Genomic DNA, 25674 nt, shown 5'->3' on the forward strand with positions numbered 1-25674 from the left:
GGTACGGCCGACCGCACCCATCCGACGGACCGGAGGAACCGTGCCCCGCACCCTGGCCAGCGCCCCGATCATGATCCTCAACGGCCCCAACCTGAACCTGCTCGGGCAGCGCCAGCCGGAGATCTACGGCAAGGAGACGCTCGTGGACGTCGAGGCGCTGTGCGCCAGGACGGCGACCGCGCACGGCGGCACCGTGGACTTCCGCCAGTCCAACCACGAGGGCGAACTGGTCGACTGGATCCACGAGGCACGCCTGAACCACTGCGGCATCGTCATCAACCCGGGCGCCTACTCGCACACCTCGGTGGCGATCCTGGACGCGCTCAACGCCTGCGACGGCCTGCCGGTGATCGAGGTCCACATCTCCAACATCCACCGGCGCGAGTCGTTCCGGCACCACTCCTACGTCTCCCTGCGCGCCGACGGGGTCATCGCGGGGTGCGGGGTGCAGGGGTACGCGTTCGGCGTGGAGCGGGTGGCCGCGCTGGCGGGACCGGCGCTGGCCGAGGCGTGAGCAGCTCCGCGGGCGCTCACCGCCTCCCGGGCGACGGGTGAGCACCTGAGCAGCCACCCCCCGGGCCCCCGCGACCCGACCGCCCCTTACAGCCGGCCGGCCTCCATGATCCGCCGCAGGAAGCGTCGCGTGCGCTCCTGCTGCGGGTCGCCGAACACCTGCTCGGCCGACCCGCGCTCCAGCACCACCCCGCCGTCCAGGAAGCACACCTGGTCGGCGACCTCCCGCGCGAAGCCCATCTCGTGCGTGGCCAGCACCATCGTCATGCCGTCGGCCTTGAGGTCGCGGACGACGCCCAGCACCTCGCCGACCAGCTCGGGATCGAGGGCCGCGGTGATCTCGTCGAGCAGCAGCAGCCGCGGCCGGACCGCGAGGGCCCGCACGATCGCCACCCGCTGCTGCTGGCCGCCGCTCAGCCGGTCCGGGTACTCGTCCGCCTTCCCGGCGAGCCCCAGCCGCTCCAGCAGCTCACGCGCGTGTGCCTCGGCCTTCGCGCGCGGGACGCCGTGCACGCGGCGCGGGGCGAGCGTGATGTTCTCCAGCACGGTCATGTGCGGGAAGAGGTTGTACGCCTGGAACACCACGCCGATGCGGCGCCGTACCGCGTCCTGGTCGACGCGCGGGTCGGTGATCTCCTCGCCGTCCAGCCAGATCGCGCCGTCGTCGATGTCCTCCAGCAGGTTGGCGCAGCGCAGCAGCGTGGACTTGCCGGAGCCGGAGGCGCCGATCAGGGCCGTCACCGTGTGCGGCGCGACCTCCAGGTCGACGTCCCGCAGGACGACCGAGCCGCCGAAGGTCTTGCGGACCGACTCCATCCGCAGCACGGGCGCGTCGCTCACAGTGCTCCTCCCTGGGCCTGCCGGCGGTCCATCCGGGCCGTCACCCAGTCCGTGAACCGCGTCATCGGGATGGTCAGCGCCACGAAGACCAGGCCCGCGACGATGTACGGCGTGTAGTTCAGGCTGCGGCCCACGATGATGTCCGCGGCCCGTACGGCGTCGATCGCGCCGCCGATGGACACGAGACCGGTGTCCTTCTGCAGGGACACCAGGTCGTTCAGCAGGGGCGGCACCTGGCGGCGCACCGCCTGCGGCAGCACGACGTGCCGCAGCGCCTGCCGGTTGGTCAGGCCCAGCGAGCGGGCCGCGGCGCGCTGCGAGGGGTGGACCGACTCGATGCCGGCGCGGAACACCTCGGCGACGTACGCCGAGTACGTCAGCGTCAGCGCCGTACCGCCGAGCAGCACCGGGTCGACGGTCACGCCCTGGAGGCGCAGCGCCGGGACCCCGAGGACGACGATCATCAGGTTGATGATGAGCGGCAGTCCGCGGAAGAAGTCCGTGTAGGCCGCGGCGAGGGCGCGCAGCGGGAAGAACACCGGGCCGCGCAGGGTGCGCGCGATGGCGATGAGCATGCCGAGGACCAGCACGGCGGCGCCGCACACCAGCAGCAGCCGGACGTTCAGCCAGAGGCCCTCCAGGACCTTCGGGAACGCCTCGCGCGCGTAGTGGGCGTCGAAGAACGTCTCCCGGGTGCGCGGCCAGCCGGGCGCGTTGACGACGACCAGGTACAACACGACGCCGGTGACGAGCGTCGACACGGCGGCGACGGCCGTGGCGCGGCGCGCACGCGTGCGACGGTACCGTTCGCGTTCCAGCCGCCGCGGCGACGGGACGTACGCGTCCCGTGCGCCGGACTGCTCGTCCGTCACGGTCACTTGAGCACCGGCGCGTCGACCGCGTCGGAGAGCCACTGCTGTTCCAGTCGGGCCAGCGTGCCGTCCTTGCGCAGGGCGTCGACGGCGGCCGTCACGCAGGAGGTCAGCGCGCTGCCCTTGTCGAGCACCAGGCCGAACTGCTCCGGCGTACCGGCCTTGTTCTCGAACTGGCCGACGATGGTGCCGTCGGTCACCTCGGCGGCGGTGATGTAGAAGGCGGTCGGCAGGTCGGTGACGATGGCGTCGACCTGGCCGTTCTTCAGCGCGGACTTGGCCTGGTCGTTCTTGGCGTAGACCGCCGCCTGCCGGGTGGGCCGCACGACGTCGTCGATGTAGTCCAGGCTCGTGGTGCCGACCTGGGCGCCCAGCTTGAGGCCCTTGAGGTCCGCGATGCTCTTCGCCCGCGCGGCCTTCGTGCCCTTCAGCGCGATGACCGCCTGGCGCACGTCGTAGTAGCCGGAGGAGAAGTCGACGGCCTTCTTGCGCTCGTCGCTGATGGACACCTGGTTGATGTCGAAGTCGAAGGTCTTCTCGCCGGGCGCGAACGCCTTGTTGAACGGCACGCTCTGCCAGACGACGGCGCTCTTGCCGTACCCGAGCCGCTGGGCCACGGCGTAGGCCACGGCCGACTCGTAGCCCTGGCCGTTGGCGGGCTTGTCGTCCTTGAACCACGGCTCGTACGCCGGTTCGTCGGTGGCGACGGTCAGCTTGCCGGAGGTCCGGGTGGCCAGCTTGCCCGGGGCGCAGGCGGTGCTCGCGGTCGTTCCGGAGGGCGAGGCGCTCGTCGACTCCTCGGGCTGCGGGGCGCAGCCGGCAGCGGTGGCGAGCAGGGCGACGGTGACGGCGACGACGGCACGGCGCGGTGCGCGTGGAGCAGGGTGCATGGCGGGAGATTGACACCCGGGGTCCCGTTTGTCGAGGTCATGCGATCATCTGTCCGCATGGTGGGAACGGGTGTTGCGGCCGTGTGAACGCCGGCCGCCCGGGCCGCCGGCCGAGGGCGGGGGATGAGGTGGACCGGCGGCCCTGCCGAGCGGGAGCCGTCATCCCGCGCGGGGCTCCCCCCAGTCGACCGCGTGACGGCCCGCGAGGGGAGCGCGCGTGGACCACCGGCGCGTGCGCGCGCTTCACACGGGGCGCGCGTACGGCGGTTGACCACCCCCGCGCGCCGGCGTCACCGGCCGCGCGCACCCCGCCGCCGACGGGCGCCTTTGCACGACCAGTCACACGGCGCCCGGTGCGTCACCACCCCCGCGCGTGCCACTCCGGCAGGTGCGGGCGCTCCGCGCCGAGCGTCGTGTCGTTGCCGTGCCCCGGGTAGACCCACGTCTCGTCCGGGAGCACGTCGAAGATCTTCGTCTCGACGTCGCGGATCAGCCGGGCGAACGCCTCCGGGTCCTTGCGGGTGTTGCCCACCCCGCCCGGGAACAGGCAGTCCCCGGTGAAGACGTGGGGGTGCCCGTGCGGGTCGTCGTAGACCAGGGCGATCGAGCCCGGCGTGTGGCCGACCAGGTGGCGCGCCACCAGCTCCACCCGGCCGACCCGGATCACGTCGCCGTCGTCGACGCGTACGTCGGTCGGCACCGGGATGCCGTCGGCGTCGTCGCGCCCCGCGTACGTGCGCGCGCCCGTGGCCGCCACCACCTCGGCGAGCGCCTGCCAGTGGTCGCCGTGCTGGTGGGTGGTGACGACGGACGCGATGCCGTCGTCACCGATCGTGCCGAGCAGCGTGTGCGCGTCGTTCGCCGCGTCGATCAGGAGCTGCTCGTCGGTGGCCCGGCAGCGCAGCAGGTAGGCGTTGTTGTCCATCGGGCCGACCGCGATCTTGGTGATCATCAGGTCCTTGAGCTCGTGCACGTCCGCCGGGCCGCCGACCCGCACCTCTCCGCTGTACGTCATGGCGGCAGCCTATAGCGGGGGCAGCGTGGGCAGGGGCCCGCCGGTGACGGTCAGCGCGGAGCCGTCGCGGCGGCCGGCGAGCCAGCCCAGGAGGTCGGCGGCCGGGCCCGTGACGGTCACCTCGGGGGCGTCCGCGGCCCGCCCGGTGGTCCACGCGTGTGTGCCGTCCGTCACCCGGGTCGGCGGCACGTCCGGGTTCCCGGCGAACCGCCGGGCGAGGAAGTCGATCTCGCGTTCGGTGAACTCGGCCGGGAGGTCCTCCAGCTCGTACCCGATCCCGAGGTCCACGTGGTGCAGCTCGACCTCGATCCAGCGCCGGAACGGCACGCGCGCGGCGGAGTCGGTGACACCGTTGCGCAGCTCCACCGTGCGGGACCAGTCCGCGGGGGCCGCGCCGGCCTCCTGGAAGCGGGCGCCGCTCGCCCGCAGGTCGGCGAGCTGGGCGGCCCGCGGGCGGGGCGCGTCCCGCTCGATGTCCGCGTCCCGGGCGTCCCCGGACGCGTACATCGGACGGCCCTCGAGCACGTTCACCAGGGCGTCGGCGTTGCGGGCGAGGTGGGCGAGCACGTGGCCGCGGCTCCAGCCGGGCAGCCGTGACGGCTCGGCGAGGGCGGCGTCGTCCAGAGCGGCGACCGCGGTCAGCAGCCGGTCGGTCGCTTCGCGTACAGACGCCAGGTCATGAGCGTGATCAATCATGGTGCTGACCCTAGCCGCGCCACTCCTTCGGGTGAAGGTGGTGAAGCCGGGCCGTAAATCGAATGCGCGTGCTATAAGGTCGGGCGTGGCGTCGGGCATGCTGGAGGGCTGGGGATTGTTTGCATCCAGTGAACCAACCCGGGAATCCGACCGGCGTTGTCAGTGGCTCCCCCTAGTCTGAAAGAGACGGGGGCCCCGCCCCTGTCTCTTCTCTCAAGAAAGGTGCGGACCGGCGTGGCCGACCGTCTCATCGTCCGTGGCGCGCGCGAGCACAACCTGAAGAACGTCTCGCTCGAGCTGCCCCGTGACTCGCTCATCGTCTTCACGGGCCTGTCCGGGTCGGGCAAGTCCTCCCTGGCCTTCGACACGATCTTCGCCGAGGGCCAGCGGCGCTACGTGGAGTCGCTCTCGTCGTACGCCCGCCAGTTCCTCGGCCAGATGGACAAGCCGGACGTCGACTTCATCGAAGGCCTGTCGCCCGCGGTCTCGATCGATCAGAAGTCGACCTCGCGCAACCCGCGCTCGACGGTCGGCACCATCACCGAGGTCTACGACTACCTGCGTCTGCTCTTCGCGCGCATCGGCAAGCCACACTGCCCCCAGTGCGGCCGCCCGATCACGCGCCAGTCGCCGCAGGCCATCGTCGACAAGGTCCTGGAGCTGCCGGAGGGCAGCCGCTTCCAGGTGCTCTCCCCGCTGGTCCGCGAGCGCAAGGGCGAGTTCGTCGACCTCTTCGCCGACCTGCAGACCAAGGGCTACTCCCGCGCACGCGTGGACGGCGAGACGGTCCAGCTCTCCAGCCCGCCCACGCTGAAGAAGCAGGAGAAGCACACCATCGAGGTGGTCGTCGACCGCCTCACGGTGAAGGACACCGCCAAGCGGCGCCTGACCGACTCGGTCGAGACGGCCCTCGGCCTGTCCGGCGGCATGGTCGTGCTCGACTTCGTCGACCTCCCCGAGGACGACCCCGAGCGCGAGCGCATGTACTCCGAGCACCTGTACTGCCCGTACGACGACCTGTCCTTCGAGGAGCTGGAGCCGCGCTCCTTCTCCTTCAACTCGCCCTTCGGCGCCTGCCCCGAGTGCACCGGCATCGGCACGCGCATGGAGGTCGACCCGGAGCTGATCGTCCCCGACGAGGACAAGTCCCTCGACGAGGGCGCCATCCACCCGTGGTCGCACGGCCACACCAAGGACTACTTCGCCCGCCTGATCAACGCCCTCGCGGACGCCCTGGGCTTCCGCACCGACATCCCCTTCGCCGGTCTGCCCCAGCGCGCCAAGAAGGCCCTGCTGCACGGCCACAAGACCCAGATCGAGGTCCGCTACCGCAACCGGTACGGGCGCGAGCGCCTCTACACCACGCCGTTCGAGGGCGCCGTGCCCTTCGTCAAGCGCCGGCACAGCGAGGCCGAGAGCGACGCCAGCCGCGAGCGCTTCGAGGGCTACATGCGCGAGGTGCCCTGTCCCAGCTGTCAGGGCACGCGCCTGAAGCCGATCGTCCTCGCGGTGACGATCATGGGGAAGTCCATCGCCGAGGTCTCCGCCATGTCGATCAGCGACTGCGCGGACTTCCTGGGCGAGCTGAAGCTCAACGCGCGCGACAAGAAGATCGCCGAGCGGGTGCTGAAGGAGGTCAACGAGCGGCTGCGGTTCCTGGTCGACGTCGGCCTGGACTACCTCTCGCTCAACCGCGCGGCCGGCACCCTCTCCGGCGGCGAGGCCCAGCGCATCCGCCTGGCCACCCAGATCGGCTCCGGCCTCGTCGGCGTGCTGTACGTCCTCGACGAGCCGTCCATCGGCCTGCACCAGCGCGACAATCACCGGCTGATCGAGACCCTCGTCCGGCTGCGCGACATGGGCAACACGCTGATCGTCGTCGAGCACGACGAGGACACGATCAAGGTCGCCGACTGGATCGTGGACATCGGCCCCGGCGCCGGTGAGCACGGCGGCAAGGTCGTCCACAGCGGCGCCCTCAAGGAGCTCCTCGCCAACGAGGAGTCGCAGACCGGGCAGTACCTGTCGGGCCGCAAGGCCATCCCGGTGCCCGACCTGCGGCGCCCGCTGGACCCCTCGCGCCGGCTCACGGTGCGCGGCGCCCGCGAGAACAACCTGCGGGACATCGACGTGTCCTTCCCGCTCGGTGTGTTCACCGCGGTCACCGGTGTCTCCGGCTCCGGCAAGTCGACCCTGGTCAACGACATCCTGTACACGCACCTGGCGCGCGAGCTGAACGGCGCCCGCAACGTCCCGGGGCGGCACACGCGCGTGGACGGGGACGACCTCGTCGACAAGGTCGTGCACGTCGACCAGTCGCCCATCGGCCGCACCCCGCGCTCCAACCCGGCGACGTACACGGGTGTCTTCGACCACATCCGCAGGCTGTTCGCCGAGACCACCGAGGCGAAGGTCCGCGGCTACCAGCCCGGGCGCTTCTCCTTCAACGTCAAGGGCGGCCGCTGCGAGAACTGTTCGGGCGACGGCACCATCAAGATCGAGATGAACTTCCTCCCGGACGTCTACGTCCCGTGCGAGGTCTGCCACGGCGCCCGGTACAACCGGGAGACCCTGGAGGTCCACTACAAGGGCAAGTCCATCGCCGAGGTGCTCAACATGCCGATCGAGGAGGCGACCGGGTTCTTCGAGGCGGTCCCCGCGATCGCCCGCCACCTCAACACCCTCAAGGACGTCGGCCTGGGCTACGTGCGGCTGGGCCAGTCCGCGACCACGCTGTCCGGCGGCGAGGCCCAGCGCGTCAAGCTGGCCAGCGAGCTGCAGAAGCGCTCCACCGGCCGCACGGTCTACGTGCTGGACGAGCCGACCACCGGTCTGCACTTCGAGGACATCAGCAAACTGCTGAAGGTCCTGTCCGGCCTGGTCGACAAGGGCAACTCGGTCATCGTCATCGAGCACAACCTCGACGTGATCAAGACCGCCGACTGGGTCATCGACATGGGTCCCGAGGGCGGCGCGGGCGGCGGCGTGGTGGTCGCCGAGGGCACGCCGGAGGAGGTCGCCGGGGTGCCGACCAGCCACACCGGCAAGTTCCTGCGCGAGATCCTCGGCGCCGACCGGATCAGTGACGCCGAGCCGGTCAAGGCCCCGCGCAGGACGGCGGCGAAGAAGACGGTCGCCGCCAAGGCGACGGCCAAGAAGACCGCCACCGCCCGGACCGCCGCCACCGCCGACGGCGCGACGGCCAAGAAGGCGGCCGGCGCCAAGAAGGCGAGCCCGGCGAAGAAGACGACCCGGGCCCGCAAGGCCTGAGGTCCGCAAGTCCTGAGGTCCGCGAGGTCTCAGGCCCGTGCGGCCCGAGGCCCGCAAGGCCGGGCGGCCGACGCGACCAGCGGCACCGCACCCACGACGGCGCCCCGCGGGAACTCCCCGCGGGGCGCCGCCCGTTGTTTCCGGTGCCGCACCCGGCGACCGCACCCGGTCACCGCTCGCCTCAGAAGTCGCCCACCTCCCGGGCGTACGGCGGTTCCGCACCCGCCCGGGAGCAGGTGACCGCCGCCGCTCGTGCCGCGAACCGCAGCAGCCGTTCCCAGCCCGCGGGGTCGAGCGCGGCCGGCGCCCCGGGGGACAGCGCGTCCAGCCGGGCGAGCCCGTGCAGCAGGGCCGCGTTCACCGTGTCGCCCGCGCCGATCGTGTCCACCACGTCCACCCGCTCACCCGGCACCGCGTGGGTCCCGCCGTCCCGGGTGTAGGCGGTCAGACCGTCACCGCCCCGGGTGACCACGACGGCCGACGGCCCCGCCGTCAGCCACTCTGCCGGGGTACCGCCCAGCCACTCGGCGTCCTCCTCGGACAGCTTCAGCAGGCTCACCGAGGGCAGCCAGTTCCTGAACCGCTTCCGGTAGGCGTCCGCGTCCGGGATCAGACCCGGGCGGATGTTCGGATCGAGTGCGGTGAACACCCCCCTCGCGGCCGTGTCGCGCATCAGCTCCTCGTAGGCGCTCGCCCCGGGCTCCAGGACCAGCGAGCAGGTGCCGAAGGAGACCGCGCGCGTCCCCGCGGGCAGCTCGGCCGGGACGGTGAACAGGCGGTCGGCGGTGCCGTCCACGTAGAACGAGTACGAGGCCGAGCCGTGCGCGTCGAGCGTGGCCACCGCGAGCGTGGTCGGCTCGGGGCCGCGCTGCACCGCGGAGACGTCCACGCCCGCGCCCCGCAGCCCGTCGAGCAGGGCCTCACCGAAAGCGTCGTAGGAGGTCCGCGAGCAGAACGCGGTGGGGGAGCCTAGGCGGCCGAGGGCCACGGCCGTGTTGTACGGGCCGCCGCCGAGCGCCGGCCGCAGGGGCGCCAGGGCGCCCTGGCCTTGCGGTACCAGGTCGATCAGGGCCTCACCTGCGACGACGATCACGGGCGGTCTCCTTCCTCGGGCCGCTCCTCGGGGCAGCCGCAGGACGTGCGATGGACGAAGGTGCAGGGCAGCCGGACGGTTCGGGCCGGCCGCCGCGGGGCGGCGAGGCGTTCGAGCAGCACCCGGACGGCCTCGGCGCCCATCTCCCGGCTGGGCTGGGCGATCGCCGTGAGCCGGGGCGAGAACAGGTCGGCCCAGGCGAAGTCGTCGAAACAGCACAGGGCGAGGTCGCCGGGCACCGACAGGCCACGGTCGCGCAGGGCGCGCAGCGCACCGATGGTCATGGCGTTGTTGCCGGTGACCAGGGCCGTCGGCGGGACGGCGAGCGACAGCAGCCCGGCCGTGGCCCGCTCGGCGCCCTCCGCCGCGGAGTCGCCGTGCGCCAGCAGCCGCTCGTCGTACGGCAGTCCGGCCGAGGCGAGGCCGAGCCGGTAGCCGGCGATGCGCTCGGCGGTGGTGCTGAGGCCGGGCAGGCCGGCGACCAGGGCGATCCGGCGGTGCCCGCGCTCCGCGAGGTGGGTGACCAGCCGGGACATCGGCTCCGCGTTCTCGGCGCACACCTGGTCGAAGCGGGGCGCGTCGCCGACCTCCGCCGGGGCTCCTCCCGGCATGTCCACGGTCCGGTCGAGGAGGACGGCCGGGACGCGGTGGCGGGACAGGTAGGCCAGCAGAGCGCCCGGCTCGGCGGACGGGGCGACGATCATGCCGTCCACGCGCCGCTCGTGCAGCAGCTGCACCACGGTGCGTTCGTGCTCCGGGTCGTCGTGCGGGTCGGCGATCAGCAGGCCGTAGCCGTGCTCCAGCGCGCTCGCCTCGACGCCCTGGAGGATCTCCGTGAAGTAGGGGTTGCTGATCGCAGACACCGCGAGGCCGATGGACCGGGTGCGGGCGGTGACCAGGGACCGGGCGAGGGTGTTGGGGGTGTACCCCAGCACCTCGATGGCGTCGAGGACGGCCTGCCGGGTGTGGGGGAGGACCGGGCGGGTGTCGTTGAGCACGTGGGACACCGTGGCCACGGACACCCCGGCGTGCCGGGCGACGTCGGCCATGGTCGGCACGGTGCTCCCTCCCTCTCCGCTCCAGCGCTCCGCTCCGGCTCTCTCCGGTCCCGCCGCGGGACGGTATCGCATCCCGCACGGCACGTAAACGCTTACGCGAGCGTTTACGCCCCCGCGGCCGTCGCCGCTATCGTGCGGGTACCGACCCGCCGCCGGCCCTGATTTCTTCGTGATCCCTGATCCCTGATCCCCCGTGACCCCTGGAGCCCGCATGTCTGCCCGCCCCTCCGCGACCCGCCGGACCGTCCTGCGGGGAGCAGCCGTCGCCCCCGTCGCCGGCCTCGGCGCCGCCGCCTGCTCACCGACCGGCGGGACGGCGGCGCGGGCCACACCGACGGCGCCGGTCGAGCTGGGTGCGGAGAGCGAGGTCGCGAAGGGCGGGGCCCGGCTCTACCGGGACCACGACGTCGTCATCAGCCGGTCGGACGACGGCACGCTGAAGGCGTACAGCTCGATCTGCACGCACGCGGGGTGCGCGATCAACAAGCTGGAGGGGACCACCTTGATCTGCCCCTGCCACGGCAGTGAGTTCGACGCCACGACCGGCGAGGTGCTGCGCGACCCGGCCACCGAGCCCCTGCACGAGCTGCCCGTGAAGGCGGAGCGGGGCAGGATCGTGGCGGGCCCGGGAGCCTGAGACGGCACCGCCGGAGGAGCGTGGGGCCGGCACCGCCGGAGCAGCCAGGGACCGGCTCCGAAGAACACCCGGCGGCCACACCCCCGCAGCACTCGCCCATCACTCCCGCCTCCGAGGCACCCGCCCGTCACTCCCAGTCCCAGGCGATCCCCGGCATCCCCGACCGCACCCGCGGCTCGACCAGGTGGACCGAGAGGTGGCGTCGGCTCAGGGGCAGGTCCTGGCGGCCCCCGCGGGGCGCGGCCGGCGAGTGCTGGACGAAGCGGTGGCAGCGCACCGGCAGGGCGCGCGCGTCGAAGCGGACCTGGAGGGCGTACTGCCCGCCCGCCGGGCCGAAACCGCGCACGTACTCGCGGCAGACGCCCGCCGTGCCGTCCTCGACGGCGTACCGGAAGAGGAACGTGTCACCCGCGCGCAGCCGGGTGTCGAACAGCAGCTCGGCGACGAGGACGCCGGTGGCGGGGTGCAGGCGCACGCGCCCGGTGCGGCAGTTCTCCAGGGCGTGCACGGCCATCCGTTCCGGTGCGCAGCCGGAGTCGCCGTGGTGCACGGCGACGAACCGGTCGACGCCGTCGCGGTGCGCGCGCACGATGTGGTGGGCCTCCCGGCCGAGCAGTTCGCGGCGGGCCCCGATGCGGACCCGTTCGTGGTGGCCGAGGGTGTGCAGGCCGCCGTCGAGCGGGGCACCGAGGTCGCCGAGCAGGCGGTGCAGGACCTCCGACGCCTCCTGGACGGAGCGGTAGGAGCGCGCCGCGGGCCGGCCGGACCCGTTGGCCGGGCCGGTGTCGGCGAGCAGCCGGATCAGTGACTCCTCCGGGAGCTGGAGGATCTCCTCCAGCGCCCGCACCGCGCGCAGCGACTCGGGGCGCTGCGGGCGCCTGGCGCCCTGCTGCCAGTAGCTCAGACTGGTGACGCCGACCCGCACCCCGTGCCGCGACAGGTGGTGCTGGACACGCTGCAGGGGCAGCCCGCGGGCGGCGATGGCGGCGCGCAGCGCGACGTGGAAGGGGCCGCCGCGCAGGGCCGTGTCCAGTTCCGCGGCGGCGGCACCGGCCGGGGCGTCCGCGTGCTGTGTGGCGTGCGGCATGCAGGGGCCTCTTCTCTGTGGAAGCTCGCAACGGCTGGTCAGACCGCTGCGCGTCAGTGCTCGGGACCTCCCCGTGGGCGCCGGGCCTCGTCGTGCTCCCTGCGGCGTCGTGCACGGCCCCGAGTTCCCCCGCATTGAAGCGTGTTGACCAACCCCCGACAACACCCGCGACGGGGGTTCGGGGCGCGGATGGCCGACTCGGGACCCCGGACCGTTGTCCACAGGCCCACCGGAGTGTCACCCCACGCCAGTAGGGTGTGAGACATGGCCGACCCCTCCAGCTACCGCCCCAGGCCGGGTGAGATCCCGGACTCCCCGGGGGTGTACCGGTTCCGCGACGAGCACCGCCGGGTGATCTACGTCGGAAAGGCGAAGAGCCTGCGCCAACGCCTGGCGAACTACTTCCAGGACCTGGCCGGACTGCACCCGCGCACGCGTTCGATGGTGACCACCGCCGCGTCCGTGGAGTGGACGGTGGTGTCCACGGAGGTCGAGGCGCTGCAGCTGGAGTACTCCTGGATCAAGGAGTTCGACCCCCGGTTCAACGTCAAGTACCGCGACGACAAGAGCTACCCCTACCTCGCGGTGACGATGAACGAGCAGTTCCCGCGCGTGCAGGTCATGCGCGGCCACAAGAAGAAGGGCGTGCGCTACTTCGGGCCCTACGCGCACGCGTGGGCGATCCGCGACACCGTCGACCTGCTGCTGCGCGTCTTCCCCGTGCGCACCTGCTCCGCGGGCGTGTTCAAGAACGCCGCCCGCACCGGCCGGCCCTGTCTGCTCGGCTACATCGGCAAGTGCTCCGCGCCCTGCGTCGGGCGCGTGGACGCCGAGGAGCACCGGGAGCTGGCCGAGGAGTTCTGCGACTTCATGGCCGGCCGCACGGGCACCTACCTGCGCCGTCTGGAGAAGCAGATGGCGCAGGCCGCCGAGGACATGGAGTACGAGCGGGCCGCGCGGCTGCGCGACGACATCGGGGCCCTGCGCAAGGCCATGGAGAAGAACGCGGTCGTCCTCGCGGACGCGACCGACGCCGACCTGATCGCGGTCGCCGAGGACGAGCTGGAGGCGGCCGTCCAGATCTTCCACGTGCGCGGCGGACGCGTGCGCGGCCAGCGCGGCTGGGTGACCGACAAGGTCGAGGAGATCACCACCGGCGCCCTCGTCGAGCACGCGCTGCAGCAGCTCTACGGCGAGGAGACCGGCGACGCCGTCCCCAAGGAGGTCCTGGTCCCCGCGCTGCCCGACCCGCTGGAGCCGGTGCAGGAGTGGCTGACCGGCCGCCGGGGCTCGGCGGTGTCCCTGCGCGTGCCGCAGCGCGGCGACAAGCGGGCCCTGATGGAGACCGTCGAGCGCAACGCCCAGCAGTCCCTCGTCCTGCACAAGACCAAGCGCGCCTCCGACCTCACCACGCGCTCGCGCGCGCTGGAGGAGATCGCCGACGCCCTGGAGCTGGACAGCGCCCCGCTGCGCATCGAGTGCTATGACATCTCGCACCTCCAGGGTGACGACGTCGTCGCGTCCATGGTCGTCTTCGAGGACGGCCTGGCCCGCAAGAGCGAGTACCGCCGCTTCCAGATCAAGGGCTTCGAGGGCCAGGACGACGTCCGTTCGATGCACGAGGTGATCACCCGCCGCTTCCGGCGCTACCTGGCCGAGAAGGAGCGCACGGGGGAGTGGTCGGACGACGAGCACACCCTCGCCGACGGCGACGCGCCGACGGGGGCCCTCAAGGACGAGGACGGCCGCCCGCGCAAGTTCGCCTACCCGCCGCAGCTCGTCGTCGTCGACGGCGGGCAGCCGCAGGTCGCGGCGGCCCGGCGGGCCCTGGACGAGCTGGGCATCGACGACATCGCCGTGTGCGGCCTCGCCAAGCGCCTGGAAGAGGTCTGGGTGCCGGGTGACGACGACCCGCTGGTGCTGCCCCGCACCAGCGAGGGCCTGTACCTGCTGCAGCGCGTGCGCGACGAGGCGCACCGCTTCGCGATCACCTACCAGCGCAGCAAGCGCGCCAAGCGGTTCCGGGCCGGCCCGCTGGACGCCGTACCGGGTCTCGGCGAGACCCGGAAGCAGGCGCTGATCAGGCACTTCGGTTCGGTGAAGAAGCTGCGGGCCGCGACGATCGAGCAGATCTGCGAGGTCCGGGGCATAGGCCGCAAGACGGCCGAGACGATCGCCGCGGCCCTCGCCGGGGCGGTCCCGGCCGGCCCCGCCGTGAACACGGCGACCGGAGAGATCATCGAGGACGAGGAACCCGGGACGACGGCGGGTTCCGCAGGGGAGCCGGTGCGCACCGGCGCCCCGGACGAACGACGGGGGCAGGAGCCATGACCGAGCACGAGCAGCAGCCCACAGCACATCGAGATCCCGCACCCGGCGACGCGGGCGGGCACTCCGTCCCGCAGGGCGGGCGTCACGACAACGGAGCACAGGTGAACCAGGACAGCACAGGACCGGGGATCCCCGAAGCGGCCATCCCCGAGCTGGTGATCATCTCCGGCATGTCCGGGGCCGGGCGGTCGACCGCCGCCAAGTGCCTGGAGGACCTCGGCTGGTTCGTCGTCGACAACCTGCCGCCCGCGCTGATCCCCACCATGGTGGAGCTCGGCGCCCGCTCCCAGGGCAACGTGGCCCGGATCGCGGTCGTCGTCGACGTCCGCGGCCGGCGCTTCTTCGACAACCTCCGCGAGTCCCTCGCCGACCTGGAGGCCAAGCAGGTCACCCGGCGGATCGTCTTCCTGGAGTCCTCCGACGAGGCGCTGGTGCGCCGCTTCGAGTCGGTGCGCCGCCCGCACCCCCTGCAGGGCGACGGCCGCATCGTGGACGGCATCGCCGCCGAGCGCGAGCTGCTGCGCGAGCTGCGCGGCGACGCCGACCTGGTGATCGACACCTCCAGCCTCAACGTGCACGAGCTGCGCGCCAAGATGGACGCCCAGTTCGCCGGCGAGGAGGAGCCCGAGCTGCGGGCCACCGTCATGTCGTTCGGCTACAAGTACGGCCTGCCGGTCGACGCCGACCTCGTCGTCGACTGCCGCTTCCTGCCCAACCCGCACTGGGTCCCGGAGCTGCGCCCCTTCACCGGCCTCAACGAGGAGGTCGCGGGCTACGTCTTCAACCAGCCCGGCGCGAAGGAGTTCCTCGACCGGTACGCCGAGCTCCTCCAGCTGATCGCCACGGGCTACCGTCGGGAGGGCAAGCGTTACGTGACCATCGCCGTCGGATGTACGGGCGGCAAACACCGGTCCGTGGCGATGTCGGAGAAGCTCGCCGCGCGCCTCGCGGCCGAGGGCGTGGAGACGGTGGTAGTGCACCGGGACATGGGACGGGAATGACAGGACGTACACCGCGGCTGGGCCGGCTGCGCAGGGCGGTGCCCGAGACACGCGCAGGCCGCCCGGTCGAGGCCCGCGGCGGCAGACCGCGCCGCCGCGGCACACAGCCCAAGGTCGTCGCGCTCGGCGGCGGCATGGGACTGTCCGCCTCGCTCGCCGCGCTGCGCCGGATCACCGGCGACCTCACGGCCGTCGTCACGGTGGCCGACGACGGCGGCTCCAGCGGCCGCCTGCGCGACGAGCTGGGCGTGCTGCCCCCCGGCGACCTGCGCAAGGCGCTGGCCGCGCTGTGCGGCGACGACGACTGGGGCCAGACCTGGGCCCGGGTCATCCAGCACCGCTTCCAGTCGCAGGGCGAGATCAACGGCCACGCGGTGGGCAACCTGCTGATCGTCGCCCTGTGGGAGCAGCTCGGCGACCACGTCCAGGCCCTGGACCTGGTCGGCAAGCTGCTCGGCGCGCAGGGGCGCGTGCTGCCGATGTCCGCCGTGCCGCTGGAGCTGCAGGCCCTGGTCAAGGGCCACGACCCGGCGCGCCCGGAGGACGTCGACACGGTCCGGGGACAGGCCACGGTCGCGCTCACCCCGGGCGAGGTGCAGTCCGTCCACCTGGTGCCGCACGACCCGCCCGCCGTCCCGGAGGCCGTGGCCGCGGTCCTGGACGCCGACTGGGTGGTTCTCGGACCGGGTTCCTGGTTCTCCTCCGTCATGCCGCACCTGCTGGTGCCGCAACTGCTGGACGCCCTGATGGAGACCAAGGCGCGCCGGGTGCTCGTGCTGAACCTCGCACCACAGCCGGGAGAAACCGAAGGGTTCTCCCCGCAGCGTCATTTGGAGGTTTTGGGGCGACACGCCCCTAAACTCGCCCTGGACGTGGTGCTGGCCGACGAGGCCGCCGTGCCCGACCGCGACTCCCTGGCCGACGCCGCCCAACGGTTCGGAGCCGCGATCGAGCTGGCGCCGGTGGCCCGGCCCGACGGGACTCCGCGGCATGATCCGGAGCTGTTGGCCGCCGCGTACGACCGTATTTTTCGGATGCATGGAAGGATCGGCCCATGGCGATGACGGCAGCGGTGAAGGACGAGATCTCCCGGCTCCCCGTCACCCGGACCTGCTGCAGGAAGGCGGAGGTCTCCGCCATTCTGCGGTTCGCCGGCGGCCTCCACCTGGTGAGCGGCCGCATCGTGATCGAGGCGGAGCTGGACACGGCGATGGCGGCCCGCCGCCTCAAGCGGGACATCCTGGAGATCTTCGGGCACAGCTCGGAACTGATCGTGATGGCCGCCGGCGGGCTGCGGCGCGGTTCGCGCTACGTCGTGCGCGTGGTCGCCGGCGGCGACCAGCTCGCACGCCAGACCGGTCTGGTGGACGGCCGGGGGCGCCCGATCCGGGGCCTGCCCCCGCAGGTGGTCTCGGGGGCCACCTGCGACGCGGAGGCCGCCTGGCGCGGTGCCTTCCTGGCGCACGGCTCGCTGACCGAGCCGGGCCGCTCCTCGTCCCTGGAGGTGACCTGCCCCGGCCCCGAGGCCGCGCTCGCCCTGGTCGGCGCCGCCCGCCGGCTGTCGATCGCCGCCAAGGCCCGTGAGGTGCGCGGGGTGGACCGGGTCGTGGTCCGCGACGGCGACGCCATCGGCGCCCTGCTGACCCGGCTCGGCGCCCACGAGTCGGTGCTGGCCTGGGAGGAGCGCCGGATGCGCCGCGAGGTGCGCGCCACGGCCAACCGCCTCGCCAACTTCGACGACGCCAACCTGCGCCGCTCCGCGCGGGCCGCCGTCGCCGCGGGCGCCCGGGTCCAGCGCGCCTTGGAGATCCTCGGCGACGAGGTGCCCGAGCACCTCGCGGCCGCGGGCCGGCTGCGCATGGACCACAAGCAGGCCTCGCTGGAGGAGCTGGGCGCGCTCGCCGACCCGCCGCTCACCAAGGACGCGGTGGCCGGCCGGATCCGCCGGCTGCTGGCGATGGCCGACAAGCGCGCGGCCGACCTCGGCATCCCGGGCACGGAGGCCAACATCAGCGAGGAACTCGCCGGCGACCTCGTCGGCTGACGCCCGCTCAGCGAAAGGGCCGGTCAGGACACGGACCGGCCCGACGCGGCGTCAGACGCCGGTGCTCGTGGCCCGATCGGGCGGGAGCACCGGCGTTTTGTCGTTCTTGAGGCACCCTTGACTCGATCATGCGCTGTCATGAGCCTGGCATGTGTTCGCTGCTGCGGCGGACCCACACAAGGGGGGTTCATGAGACACAGAGCGAGATCGATCCTCGCTGTCGGCGCGCTCCTGATCGGCGGAGCGAGCATCGCACCCATCGCCCAGGCCCAGAACGGCGGTCCGGCGCGGACCGCCGACGACGACGAGGTCAAGGTCTACCGCGCCGAGGTCACCAAGCAGCAGGTGCCCCTCCTCCTGGCCGCCGGCCAGGACGGCCACGAGCTCGGCGAGAGCGTGCCCGCGAAGGGCACCGCCGCCGTCGAGATCTACCTCACCGGCGAGCAGGCGAAGAAGCTCCGCAAACAGGGCGTCGACCTCGCCGAGCACACCCTCACCGCCAAGGCCGAGCAGCGCGTCGAGGCCGCCGCCGACGGCGTGTTCCGGCCGTACAGCGGGAGCGGCGGGCTGAAGGAGGAGATCCTCCGCACCGCCCGGCAGAACCCCGGCCTGACCAAAGTCGTCTCCATCGGCAGGACGCTGAAGGGCCAGGACATCCTGGCGCTCAAGGTCACCAAGGGCGCCAGGAAGTCGAAGGACGGCGCCAAGCCGTCCGTGCTCTACGTGTCCAACCAGCACGCGCGCGAGTGGATCACGCCGGAGATGACCCGTCGGCTGATGCACTACTACCTGGACGGCTACCGGACCGACAAGCGGATCGCACGACTCGTCGACTCCACCGAACTGTGGTTCGTGCTCTCGGCCAACCCCGACGGCTACGACTACACCTTCCAGGACCCGGCGAACCGCCTGTGGCGCAAGAACCTCCGGGACGTCAACGGCGACGGCGTGATCTCCACCGGCGACGGCGTCGACCTCAACCGCAACTTCCCCTACAAGTGGGGCTACGACGACGAGGGCTCGTCGCCCAACCCCACCAGCCAGACCTACCGCGGCGCCGCCCCGGGCTCCGAGCCGGAGACGCGGGCGCTGGACGCGTTCGAGAAGCGCGTCGGCTTCCGGTACGGCATCAACTACCACTCCGCCGCCGAACTCCTCCTCTACGGCGTCGGCTGGCAGGTCGCCACCGACACCCCGGACGACGTCCTCTACAAGGCGCTCGCGGGCACCCCGGACCACTCCGCGATCCCCGGGTACCACCCGCAGGTCTCCTCGGAGCTGTACACGACCAACGGCGAGGCGGACGGCCACGCGGCCAACGTCAACGGCATGGCGATGTTCACCCCCGAGATGTCCACCTGCCAGACCGCGTCCGCGCTCGACCCGAACGACCAGTGGAACGCGGCCGACTGCCAGTCGGTGTTCAACTTCCCGGACGACGAGAAGCTGATCCAGCAGGAGTTCGCCAAGAACGTCCCGTTCGCGCTGTCGGTCGCCGAGACCGCCGCCCACCCCGACACGCCGGCGTCGTCGCTCGGCCTGACCGCGGCCGACTTCACCCCGGCCCCGTTCACCACGTCGTACGCGCGCGGCGCCGACCAGGAGGTCTCCGTCGTCGTCCGCAAGGCCGTGCGGAACAAGGAACTGGTGTACCGCGTCAACGGCGGCCGCACCCACACCGCGCCCCTGCGGGCCTGGCGGGGCGGCGAGACCTACGGCGGCGACGACAACCTCTACTTCGACGAGTACCGGGCCAAGGTGCGCGGCGCCGACCCGGGCGACACCGTGGAGGTCTGGTTCACCGGCCGCAGCCGGGGCGGCAAGAAGGCCGCCAGCACGCACTTCACCTACACCGTGGCCGTACGGCCCCGCGCCGACGTCCTGGTCGTAGCCGAAGAGGGCGCCGCCGCCACCCAGACCCAGGTCTACGTCGACGCGCTGCGGGCGAACGGGCGCCGGGCGGCCGTCTGGGACGTCGCCACCCAGGGCGTGCCCGACGCGCTCGGCGTGCTGAAGCACTTCGGGACCGTCGTCCACTACACGGGCGCCAAGGTGCCCGGCAACCCGACCCAGCTCGAACTGCGCGCCTACCTCAATGAGGGCGGCAAGCTGATCGAGGCGGGCGAACAGGCCGGCGGCAACGTCGACCTCGGCGACGGCACCCCGTCCAACGACTTCAGCCAGTACTACCTCGGCGCGTACTCCCGTACGTCCACGCCCGGGGCCACCGGCTTCACCGGCTCCGGCAGGCTCGCGGGCGCCGGCGGACCCCTCGGCGACGCGCCGGGCAACCCGCTGGACCGGGCCGGCACCTACGGCGTCACCTCGGACGAACTGCCCGTCTCGTCCTATCCGCAGTTCGCCAGCGCCGGCGCCGGGCAGTTCGCCGGCACCGTCAACCCCTACGGGCCGTACGCGGGGTCGGGCATGGCGGCCGCCGTGCACACCGACGACGCCTACAAGCGCCTCATCCGCACCGTCGACCTCACCGGTGTCCCCGCGGCCCAGCGGCCCACCCTGCGCACCCGGCTGCTGTGGGACACCGAACCGGGCTACGACAACGCCATCGTCGAGGTCCACACCGTGGGCGCCGGCGACTGGACCACGCTCCCGGAGGCCGGCGGCGCGACCGGCACGGCCGTACCGGCGGAGTGCGGGGGCGGGTTCTACGTGGGGGAGCACCCCTGGCTGACCCACTACCTCACCCTGACCGGCAACGACTGCACCGCGACCGGCACGACCGGCACCTGGAACGCCCTCACCGGCGCCTCCAGCGGCTGGCAGCAGGTGAACTTCGACCTGAGCGCCTACGCCGGCAAGCAGATCGAGGTGTCGATCAGCTACGTCACCGACCCCGGCAGCGGCGGCCACGGCGTCCTCGTGGACGACGCCTCGCTCGTCGTCGGCGGCACCGCGACCGAGACGGAGGGCTTCGAGACCTCCCTGGGCGCCTGGCGCGCCGCCGGACCGCCCCCGGGCAGCCCGGCCGTGCTGAAGGACTGGACCCGCACCGGGGCCCTGTTCCAGACGTACGGCGCGGTCACCACCGACGACACCGTGCTGCTGGGCTTCGGCCTGGAGCACGTGCGGGCGGCGGCCGACCGGACCGCGCTGCTCAAGCGAGCACTGGGCGCGCTCGGACGATGACGAGAGGTGTCGGAGTGAGCCGAACGGATACCCGCAAAAGGAGTGAATGACCCCGTCGGCGTGGGCGGTCCGTACCCTACTTGCGGGTACGGACCGTCCTGCCGTGTATGGGGCAGCTCGATGTCACCCCGGGGGCCCCGGAGAGGTAGGGTCGGGGGTGGTCGGGGACATCCCAAACAGAGCTCGCCGGCACCGCATGGCCGGCGTACCAACGAGGAGATCGGTTCGTGACGATCCGCGTAGGCATCAACGGCTTCGGCCGCATCGGGCGCAACTACTTCCGCGCACTGCTGGAGCAGGGAGCGGACATCGAGGTCGTGGCCGTCAACGACTTGGGTGACACCGCGACCACCGCTCACCTGCTGAAGTACGACACGATCCTGGGCCGCCTGAAGCAGGAGGTCTCCCACACCGCCGACACGATCACCGTCGACGGCCACACCATCAAGGTGCTCTCGGAGCGCAACCCGGCCGACATCCCCTGGGGCGAGCTGGGCGTCGACATCGTCATCGAGTCGACCGGCATCTTCACCAAGAGGGACGACGCCGCGAAGCACATCGCCGGCGGCGCCAAGAAGGTCCTCATCTCGGCCCCGGCCAAGGACGAGGACATCACCATCGTGATGGGCGTCAACCAGGACAAGTACGACGCGGCCAACCACCACGTCATCTCCAACGCCTCCTGCACCACCAACTGTGTGGCGCCGATGGCGAAGGTCCTCGACGAGAACTTCGGCATCGTCAAGGGTCTGATGACCACGGTGCACGCGTACACGAACGACCAGCGCATCCTGGACTTCCCGCACAAGGACCTGCGCCGCGCCCGTGCCGCCGCCGAGAACATCATCCCGACCACCACCGGTGCCGCCAAGGCCACCGCGCTGGTCCTGCCGCAGCTCAAGGGCAAGCTGGACGGCATCGCCATGCGCGTCCCGGTCCCGACCGGCTCGGCCACCGACCTCGTCGTGGAGCTGTCCCGCGAGGTCACCAAGGACGAGGTCAACGCCGCATTCAAGAAGGCCTCCGAGGGCGAGCTGCAGGGCTACCTGACCTACACCGAGGACGAGATCGTCTCCTCGGACATCGTCAGCGACCCGTCGTCCTGCACCTTCGACTCCTCCCTGACCATGGTCCAGGAGGGCACGACGGTGAAGATCCTCGGCTGGTACGACAACGAGTGGGGCTACTCCAACCGCCTCGTCGACCTCACGGTCTTCGTCGGCAACCAGCTCTGATCGCCGCACCAGGCACCTCGATGTGACAGCAGGGCTCGGGCAGCGCACCGCCGCGCCGCCCGGGCCCTGCCGCACGTACGGATCAGCTCTCCTACCATCAGGGGCATCACGAGCCCTTCAGGAGTCCCCTCAATGAAGACGATCGACGAACTTCTCGCCGAAGGCGTCAGCGGCAAGCGGGTCTTCGTCCGCGCCGACCTGAACGTGCCGCTGGACGGCGGCACCATCACCGACGACGGCCGCATCCGCGCCGTGCTGCCCACCGTCAAGGCCCTCGCCGACGCGGGCGCCAAGGTGGTCGTCGCCTCGCACCTCGGCCGCCCCAAGGGTGCCCCGGACCCCGCCTTCTCCCTCGCGCCGGCCGCCTCCCGCCTCGGCGAACTCCTCGGCGGCCCGGTGGCGTTCGCGGCCGACACGGTCGGTGATTCCGCCAAGGCCACCGTCGCCGACCTCGCCGACGGCCAGGTCGCCGTCCTGGAGAACCTCCGCTTCAACGCGGGCGAGACCAGCAAGGACGACGCCGAGCGCGGCGCCTTCGCCGACGAACTCGCCTCGCTCGCCGACGTCTACGTCGGCGACGGCTTCGGCGCCGTGCACCGCAAGCACGCCTCCGTCTACGACCTCCCGGCCCGCCTGCCGCACTACGCCGGCTACCTCATCGCCACCGAGGTCGGCGTGCTGAAGAAGCTCACCGAGGACGTCCAGCGGCCCTACGTCGTCGCCCTCGGCGGCGCCAAGGTCTCCGACAAGCTCGCCGTGATCGACCAGCTCCTCGGCAAGGCCGACCGCCTCCTCATCGGCGGCGGCATGGCCTACACCTTCCTCAAGGCCAAGGGGTACGAGGTCGGCATCTCCCTCCTGCAGGAGGACCAGGTCCCGGCCGTCAAGGAGTACATCGAGCGCGCCGAGAAGAGCGGCGTCGAGCTGGTCCTCCCCGTCGACGTGCTGGTCTCCACCGAGTTCCCGGACCTGAAGGCCAAGGCCGCGACGCACCCCACGACGGTCGCCGCGGACGCCATCCCGGCCGACCAGGAGGGCCTGGACATCGGCCCGCAGACCCGCACCCTGTACGCCTCGAAGCTCGCCGACGCCGCCACCGTCTTCTGGAACGGCCCCATGGGCGTCTTCGAGCACCCCGACTACGCCGAGGGCACCCGGGCCGTCGCCCAGGCCCTCGTCGACTCCAAGGGCTTCTCCGTGGTCGGCGGCGGCGACTCCGCCGCGGCCGTGCGGACCCTGGGCTTCGACGAGAACGCCTTCGGCCACATCTCGACCGGTGGCGGCGCCTCCCTCGAATACCTCGAGGGCAAGACGCTCCCCGGCCTCGCCGCACTGGAGGACTGACCCCGCATGACCACTCGCACGCCGCTGATGGCGGGCAACTGGAAGATGAACCTCAACCACCTCGAGGCCATCGCCCACGTCCAGAAGCTCGCCTTCGCCCTCGCGGACAAGGACTACGAGGCCGTCGAGGTCGCCGTCCTGCCGCCCTTCACCGACCTGCGCTCCGTGCAGACCCTGGTCGACGGCGACAAGCTGAAGATCAAGTACGGCGCCCAGGACATCTCGGCGCACGACGGGGGCGCCTACACCGGCGAGATCTCCGGCCCGATGCTGGCGAAGCTGAAGTGCACCTACGTCGCCGTCGGCCACTCCGAGCGCCGCCAGTACCACGCCGAGACCGACGAGGTCGTCAACGCCAAGGTCAAGGCCGCCTACAAGCACGGCATCACCCCGATCCTGTGCGTCGGCGAGGAGCTGGAGGTCCGCGAGGCGGGCAACCACGTCACCCACACCCTCGCCCAGGTCGAGGGCGGCCTGAAGGACGTCCCGGCCGAGCAGGCCGAGAGCATCGTGATCGCCTACGAGCCGGTGTGGGCCATCGGCACCGGCAAGGTCTGCGGTGCCGAGGACGCGCAGGAGGTCTGCGCCGCCATCCGCGGCAAGCTCGCCGAGCTGTACTCCCAGGAGCTGGCCGACACGGTCCGCATCCAGTACGGCGGCTCCGTGAAGTCGGGCAACGTCGCCGAGATCATGGCGCAGGCCGACATCGACGGTGCCCTGGTCGGCGGCGCCTCGCTGGACGCCGACGAGTTCGTCAAGATCGTGCGTTTCCGCGATCAGTGAGACGAGCTGTGAGTAGGCGGTGACGACGTTTCGTCGTACCCTTGCGGGGCGTGGTGGGCAGCCACCGCGCCCCGTCGTCCATCCGAATCCGAGGAAGTTGGTCCAGCCGTGGTTTTGGGGTTCTCGATCGCCCTGATCGTCTTCAGCCTGCTGCTGATGCTGCTGGTGCTGATGCACAAGGGGAAGGGCGGCGGCCTGTCCGACATGTTCGGCGGTGGCATGGCGTCCTCCGTCGGCGGCTCCTCGGTCGCCGAGCGCAACCTCGACCGGATCACCGTGGTGATCGGTCTGCTCTGGTTCGCGTGCATCGTGGTCCTCGGCCTGCTGATGAAGAGCAACAGCTAGACCGACGCACGGCACGCCCCCGCGGCACGCTCATTCCGCACGTAACGCCCCATGTTCGGTACGCGCCCCCCGGCGCGGCCTATCATGGGGCGTGCGTCTGTGCGGGTTCGGTAACTCCGCACACTGGACGCGCGTTGGGCCTTACGTAGACTGAGGCGCTCGCAGCGGAGCGAAACGCCGACTCGCTTCGCGGCACCATCACGCAGGGAGTTACGACCGTGGCAAGTGGCAACGCGATCCGAGGAAGCCGGGTCGGGGCGGGGCCGATGGGCGAGGCCGAGCGGGGCGAGTCCGCGCCGCGCCTGCGCGTCTCCTTCTGGTGCTCCAACGGGCATGAGACGCAGCCGAGCTTCGCCAGCGACGCGCAGGTCCCCGACACCTGGGACTGCCCCCGCTGCGGCTTCCCGGCCGGACAGGACCGGGACAACCCGCCGGCCCCCCCGCGCACCGAGCCCTACAAGACGCACCTCGCGTACGTCCGGGAGCGGCGCAGCGACGCGGACGGCGAGGCCATCCTCGCCGAGGCGCTCGCCAAGTTGCGGGGCGAGATCTAGTACTTCACGACCGGCCAGACGCCCCCGAGGGTGCCTGGCCGGAGTGCTTGCCGGGCCGATCGGTCCGGAGTGCCTTCTTCGTGGCACCGTCCTGGCGCTGATCAACTAGGTTGGATCCGCTGGGACAGGCACGGAAGAAGGCTGAAGTCGCACATGAACGCAGACGGTCGTACCAGGCTGAACCGGACGCCCGAGTGGAACGCCCTCGCCGGGCACCGCGAGGACGTCGGCGAGGTGCAGTTGCGTGAGCTGTTCGCCGCCGACCCCGCCCGCGGCGCCGGGTACACGCTGCAGGTCGGGGACCTGCACATCGACTACTCCAAGCACCTCGTCACCGACGAGACGCTCCGGCTGCTGCGCGAACTGGCCGCGGCCCGGGACGTGTTCGGACTCCGCGACGCGATGTTCCGCGGCGAGAAGATCAACATCACCGAGGGCCGGGCGGTGCTGCACACCGCGCTGCGGGCCCCGGCGGGTGCGGTGGTGGAGGTGGACGGCGAGAACGTCGTCCCGGCGGTGCACGCGGTGCTGGACCGGATGGCCGACTTCGCCGAGCGGGTGCGGTCCGGGGAGTGGACCGGGCACACCGGCCGGCGGATCAGGAACGTCGTCAACATCGGCATCGGCGGCTCGGACCTGGGCCCGGCGATGGCGTACGAGGTGCTGCGCCCGTACACGGACCGGGAGTTGACGGTCCGGTTCGTCTCCAACGTCGACGGCGCCGACCTGCACGAGGCGACCCGCGACCTGGACCCGGCGGAGACGCTGTTCATCGTCGCGTCCAAGACATTCACCACCATCGAGACGATCACCAACGCAACGTCGGCGCGCACCTGGCTGCTGGACGGCCTCGGTGATGGGGGTACCTCCCGTTCGAGCGAAGCCGAGAGTGGGGGAGAGAAGGCGGTCGCGAAGCACT

Annotated in this window: 22 protein-coding genes; 14 read left to right on the forward strand and 8 right to left on the reverse strand. The window is 71.9% G+C overall.

Translation table 11 applies throughout. The annotated features are described in order from the left end of the window. Positions 1-40 precede the first annotated feature (40 nt). Positions 41-514 carry a type II 3-dehydroquinate dehydratase gene (gene aroQ, locus E4U92_RS12920; protein ID WP_137300477.1) on the forward strand — a complete coding sequence of 158 codons (474 nt, stop codon included), beginning with the start codon at positions 41-43 and terminating at the stop codon, positions 512-514. Positions 515-600: 86 nt separating this feature from the next. On the opposite strand, the gene E4U92_RS12925 is transcribed toward aroQ, so the two are convergent. From E4U92_RS12925 to E4U92_RS12945, 5 genes are all read right to left on the reverse strand, one after another. After that, positions 601-1329 (reverse strand): amino acid ABC transporter ATP-binding protein, encoded by a 729-nt coding sequence (locus tag E4U92_RS12925; RefSeq protein WP_137300528.1) that lies wholly within the window; start codon positions 1327-1329, stop codon positions 601-603. A 20-nt stretch (positions 1330-1349) separates the two neighbouring features. Next, complete coding sequence (locus tag E4U92_RS12930; RefSeq protein WP_229862174.1) at positions 1350-2231, reverse strand: amino acid ABC transporter permease; 882 nt, start codon at positions 2229-2231, stop codon at positions 1350-1352. Continuing rightward, entirely contained in the window at positions 2228-3115 is an 888-nt protein-coding gene (locus tag E4U92_RS12935) for an ABC transporter substrate-binding protein (protein ID WP_137300478.1), read from the reverse strand. Before E4U92_RS12935 ends, E4U92_RS12930 begins: the two co-directional genes overlap by 4 nt. A gap of 358 nt (positions 3116-3473) precedes the next feature. Further along, complete coding sequence (locus E4U92_RS12940; protein ID WP_137300479.1) at positions 3474-4130, reverse strand: MBL fold metallo-hydrolase; 657 nt, start codon at positions 4128-4130, stop codon at positions 3474-3476. A 9-nt stretch (positions 4131-4139) separates the two neighbouring features. Continuing rightward, positions 4140-4826: a maleylpyruvate isomerase family mycothiol-dependent enzyme gene (locus tag E4U92_RS12945; RefSeq protein WP_137300480.1), complete on the reverse strand. Its 687-nt coding sequence runs from the start codon at positions 4824-4826 to the stop codon at positions 4140-4142. Between the two features lie 234 nt (positions 4827-5060). Between E4U92_RS12945 and uvrA the strand changes: the two genes are divergently transcribed. Continuing rightward, complete coding sequence (uvrA, locus tag E4U92_RS12950) at positions 5061-8096, forward strand: excinuclease ABC subunit UvrA (RefSeq protein ID WP_137300481.1); 3036 nt, start codon at positions 5061-5063, stop codon at positions 8094-8096. A 181-nt stretch (positions 8097-8277) separates the two neighbouring features. On the opposite strand, the gene E4U92_RS12955 is transcribed toward uvrA, so the two are convergent. Then, positions 8278-9189 (reverse strand): carbohydrate kinase family protein, encoded by a 912-nt coding sequence (locus tag E4U92_RS12955; RefSeq protein WP_137300482.1) that lies wholly within the window; start codon positions 9187-9189, stop codon positions 8278-8280. Further along, positions 9186-10247 carry a LacI family DNA-binding transcriptional regulator gene (locus E4U92_RS12960; RefSeq protein WP_137300483.1) on the reverse strand — a complete coding sequence of 354 codons (1062 nt, stop codon included), beginning with the start codon at positions 10245-10247 and terminating at the stop codon, positions 9186-9188. Before E4U92_RS12960 ends, E4U92_RS12955 begins: the two co-directional genes overlap by 4 nt. 211 nt (positions 10248-10458) lie before the next feature. Here E4U92_RS12960 and E4U92_RS12965 point away from each other — a divergent pair, with 211 nt between their 5' ends. Then, positions 10459-10884, forward strand: coding sequence for a Rieske (2Fe-2S) protein (locus tag E4U92_RS12965; RefSeq protein ID WP_137300484.1), 426 nt, complete (start codon positions 10459-10461; stop codon positions 10882-10884). A gap of 127 nt (positions 10885-11011) precedes the next feature. Here E4U92_RS12965 and E4U92_RS12970 read toward each other — a convergent pair whose 3' ends face one another. Beyond that, positions 11012-11971 carry a hypothetical protein gene (locus E4U92_RS12970; protein ID WP_137300485.1) on the reverse strand — a complete coding sequence of 320 codons (960 nt, stop codon included), beginning with the start codon at positions 11969-11971 and terminating at the stop codon, positions 11012-11014. 264 nt (positions 11972-12235) lie between these two features. Between E4U92_RS12970 and uvrC the strand changes: the two genes are divergently transcribed. The 11 genes from uvrC to E4U92_RS13025 all read left to right on the forward strand — a co-directional run. Beyond that, positions 12236-14302, forward strand: coding sequence for an excinuclease ABC subunit UvrC (uvrC, locus tag E4U92_RS12975; RefSeq protein WP_137300486.1), 2067 nt, complete (start codon positions 12236-12238; stop codon positions 14300-14302). Next, a complete protein-coding gene (gene rapZ, locus E4U92_RS12980; RefSeq protein ID WP_137300487.1) occupies positions 14299-15303 on the forward strand; it encodes an RNase adapter RapZ in 1005 nt (334 codons plus the stop codon). Before uvrC ends, rapZ begins: the two co-directional genes overlap by 4 nt. Beyond that, on the forward strand, positions 15300-16367 hold the full coding sequence (locus E4U92_RS12985) for a gluconeogenesis factor YvcK family protein (RefSeq protein WP_137300488.1): 1068 nt from the start codon (positions 15300-15302) through the stop codon (positions 16365-16367). Before rapZ ends, E4U92_RS12985 begins: the two co-directional genes overlap by 4 nt. Beyond that, positions 16358-17347, forward strand: coding sequence for a DNA-binding protein WhiA (whiA, locus tag E4U92_RS12990; RefSeq protein ID WP_137300489.1), 990 nt, complete (start codon positions 16358-16360; stop codon positions 17345-17347). The genes E4U92_RS12985 and whiA overlap by 10 nt, the downstream gene beginning before the upstream one ends. Before the next feature lie 189 nt (positions 17348-17536). Next, on the forward strand, positions 17537-20494 hold the full coding sequence (locus tag E4U92_RS12995; RefSeq protein ID WP_137300490.1) for a M14 family metallopeptidase: 2958 nt from the start codon (positions 17537-17539) through the stop codon (positions 20492-20494). A gap of 227 nt (positions 20495-20721) precedes the next feature. Next, entirely contained in the window at positions 20722-21729 is a 1008-nt protein-coding gene (gap, locus tag E4U92_RS13000; protein ID WP_137300491.1) for a type I glyceraldehyde-3-phosphate dehydrogenase, read from the forward strand. Between the two features lie 132 nt (positions 21730-21861). After that, complete coding sequence (locus tag E4U92_RS13005; protein ID WP_137300492.1) at positions 21862-23073, forward strand: phosphoglycerate kinase; 1212 nt, start codon at positions 21862-21864, stop codon at positions 23071-23073. A 6-nt stretch (positions 23074-23079) separates the two neighbouring features. Beyond that, positions 23080-23856, forward strand: coding sequence for a triose-phosphate isomerase (gene tpiA, locus E4U92_RS13010; protein WP_137300493.1), 777 nt, complete (start codon positions 23080-23082; stop codon positions 23854-23856). A gap of 108 nt (positions 23857-23964) precedes the next feature. Continuing rightward, positions 23965-24201 (forward strand): preprotein translocase subunit SecG, encoded by a 237-nt coding sequence (gene secG, locus E4U92_RS13015; RefSeq protein ID WP_079060170.1) that lies wholly within the window; start codon positions 23965-23967, stop codon positions 24199-24201. A 218-nt stretch (positions 24202-24419) separates the two neighbouring features. After that, on the forward strand, positions 24420-24755 hold the full coding sequence (locus E4U92_RS13020; RefSeq protein WP_129797281.1) for an RNA polymerase-binding protein RbpA: 336 nt from the start codon (positions 24420-24422) through the stop codon (positions 24753-24755). A 153-nt stretch (positions 24756-24908) separates the two neighbouring features. After that, positions 24909-25674 (forward strand): glucose-6-phosphate isomerase (locus E4U92_RS13025; RefSeq protein WP_479681747.1); only part of this gene is annotated, 766 nt, incomplete at its 3' end.

This window comes from Streptomyces galbus (genome assembly GCF_005280195.1).
In the GTDB taxonomy this organism is placed as follows: domain Bacteria; phylum Actinomycetota; class Actinomycetes; order Streptomycetales; family Streptomycetaceae; genus Streptomyces; species Streptomyces galbus.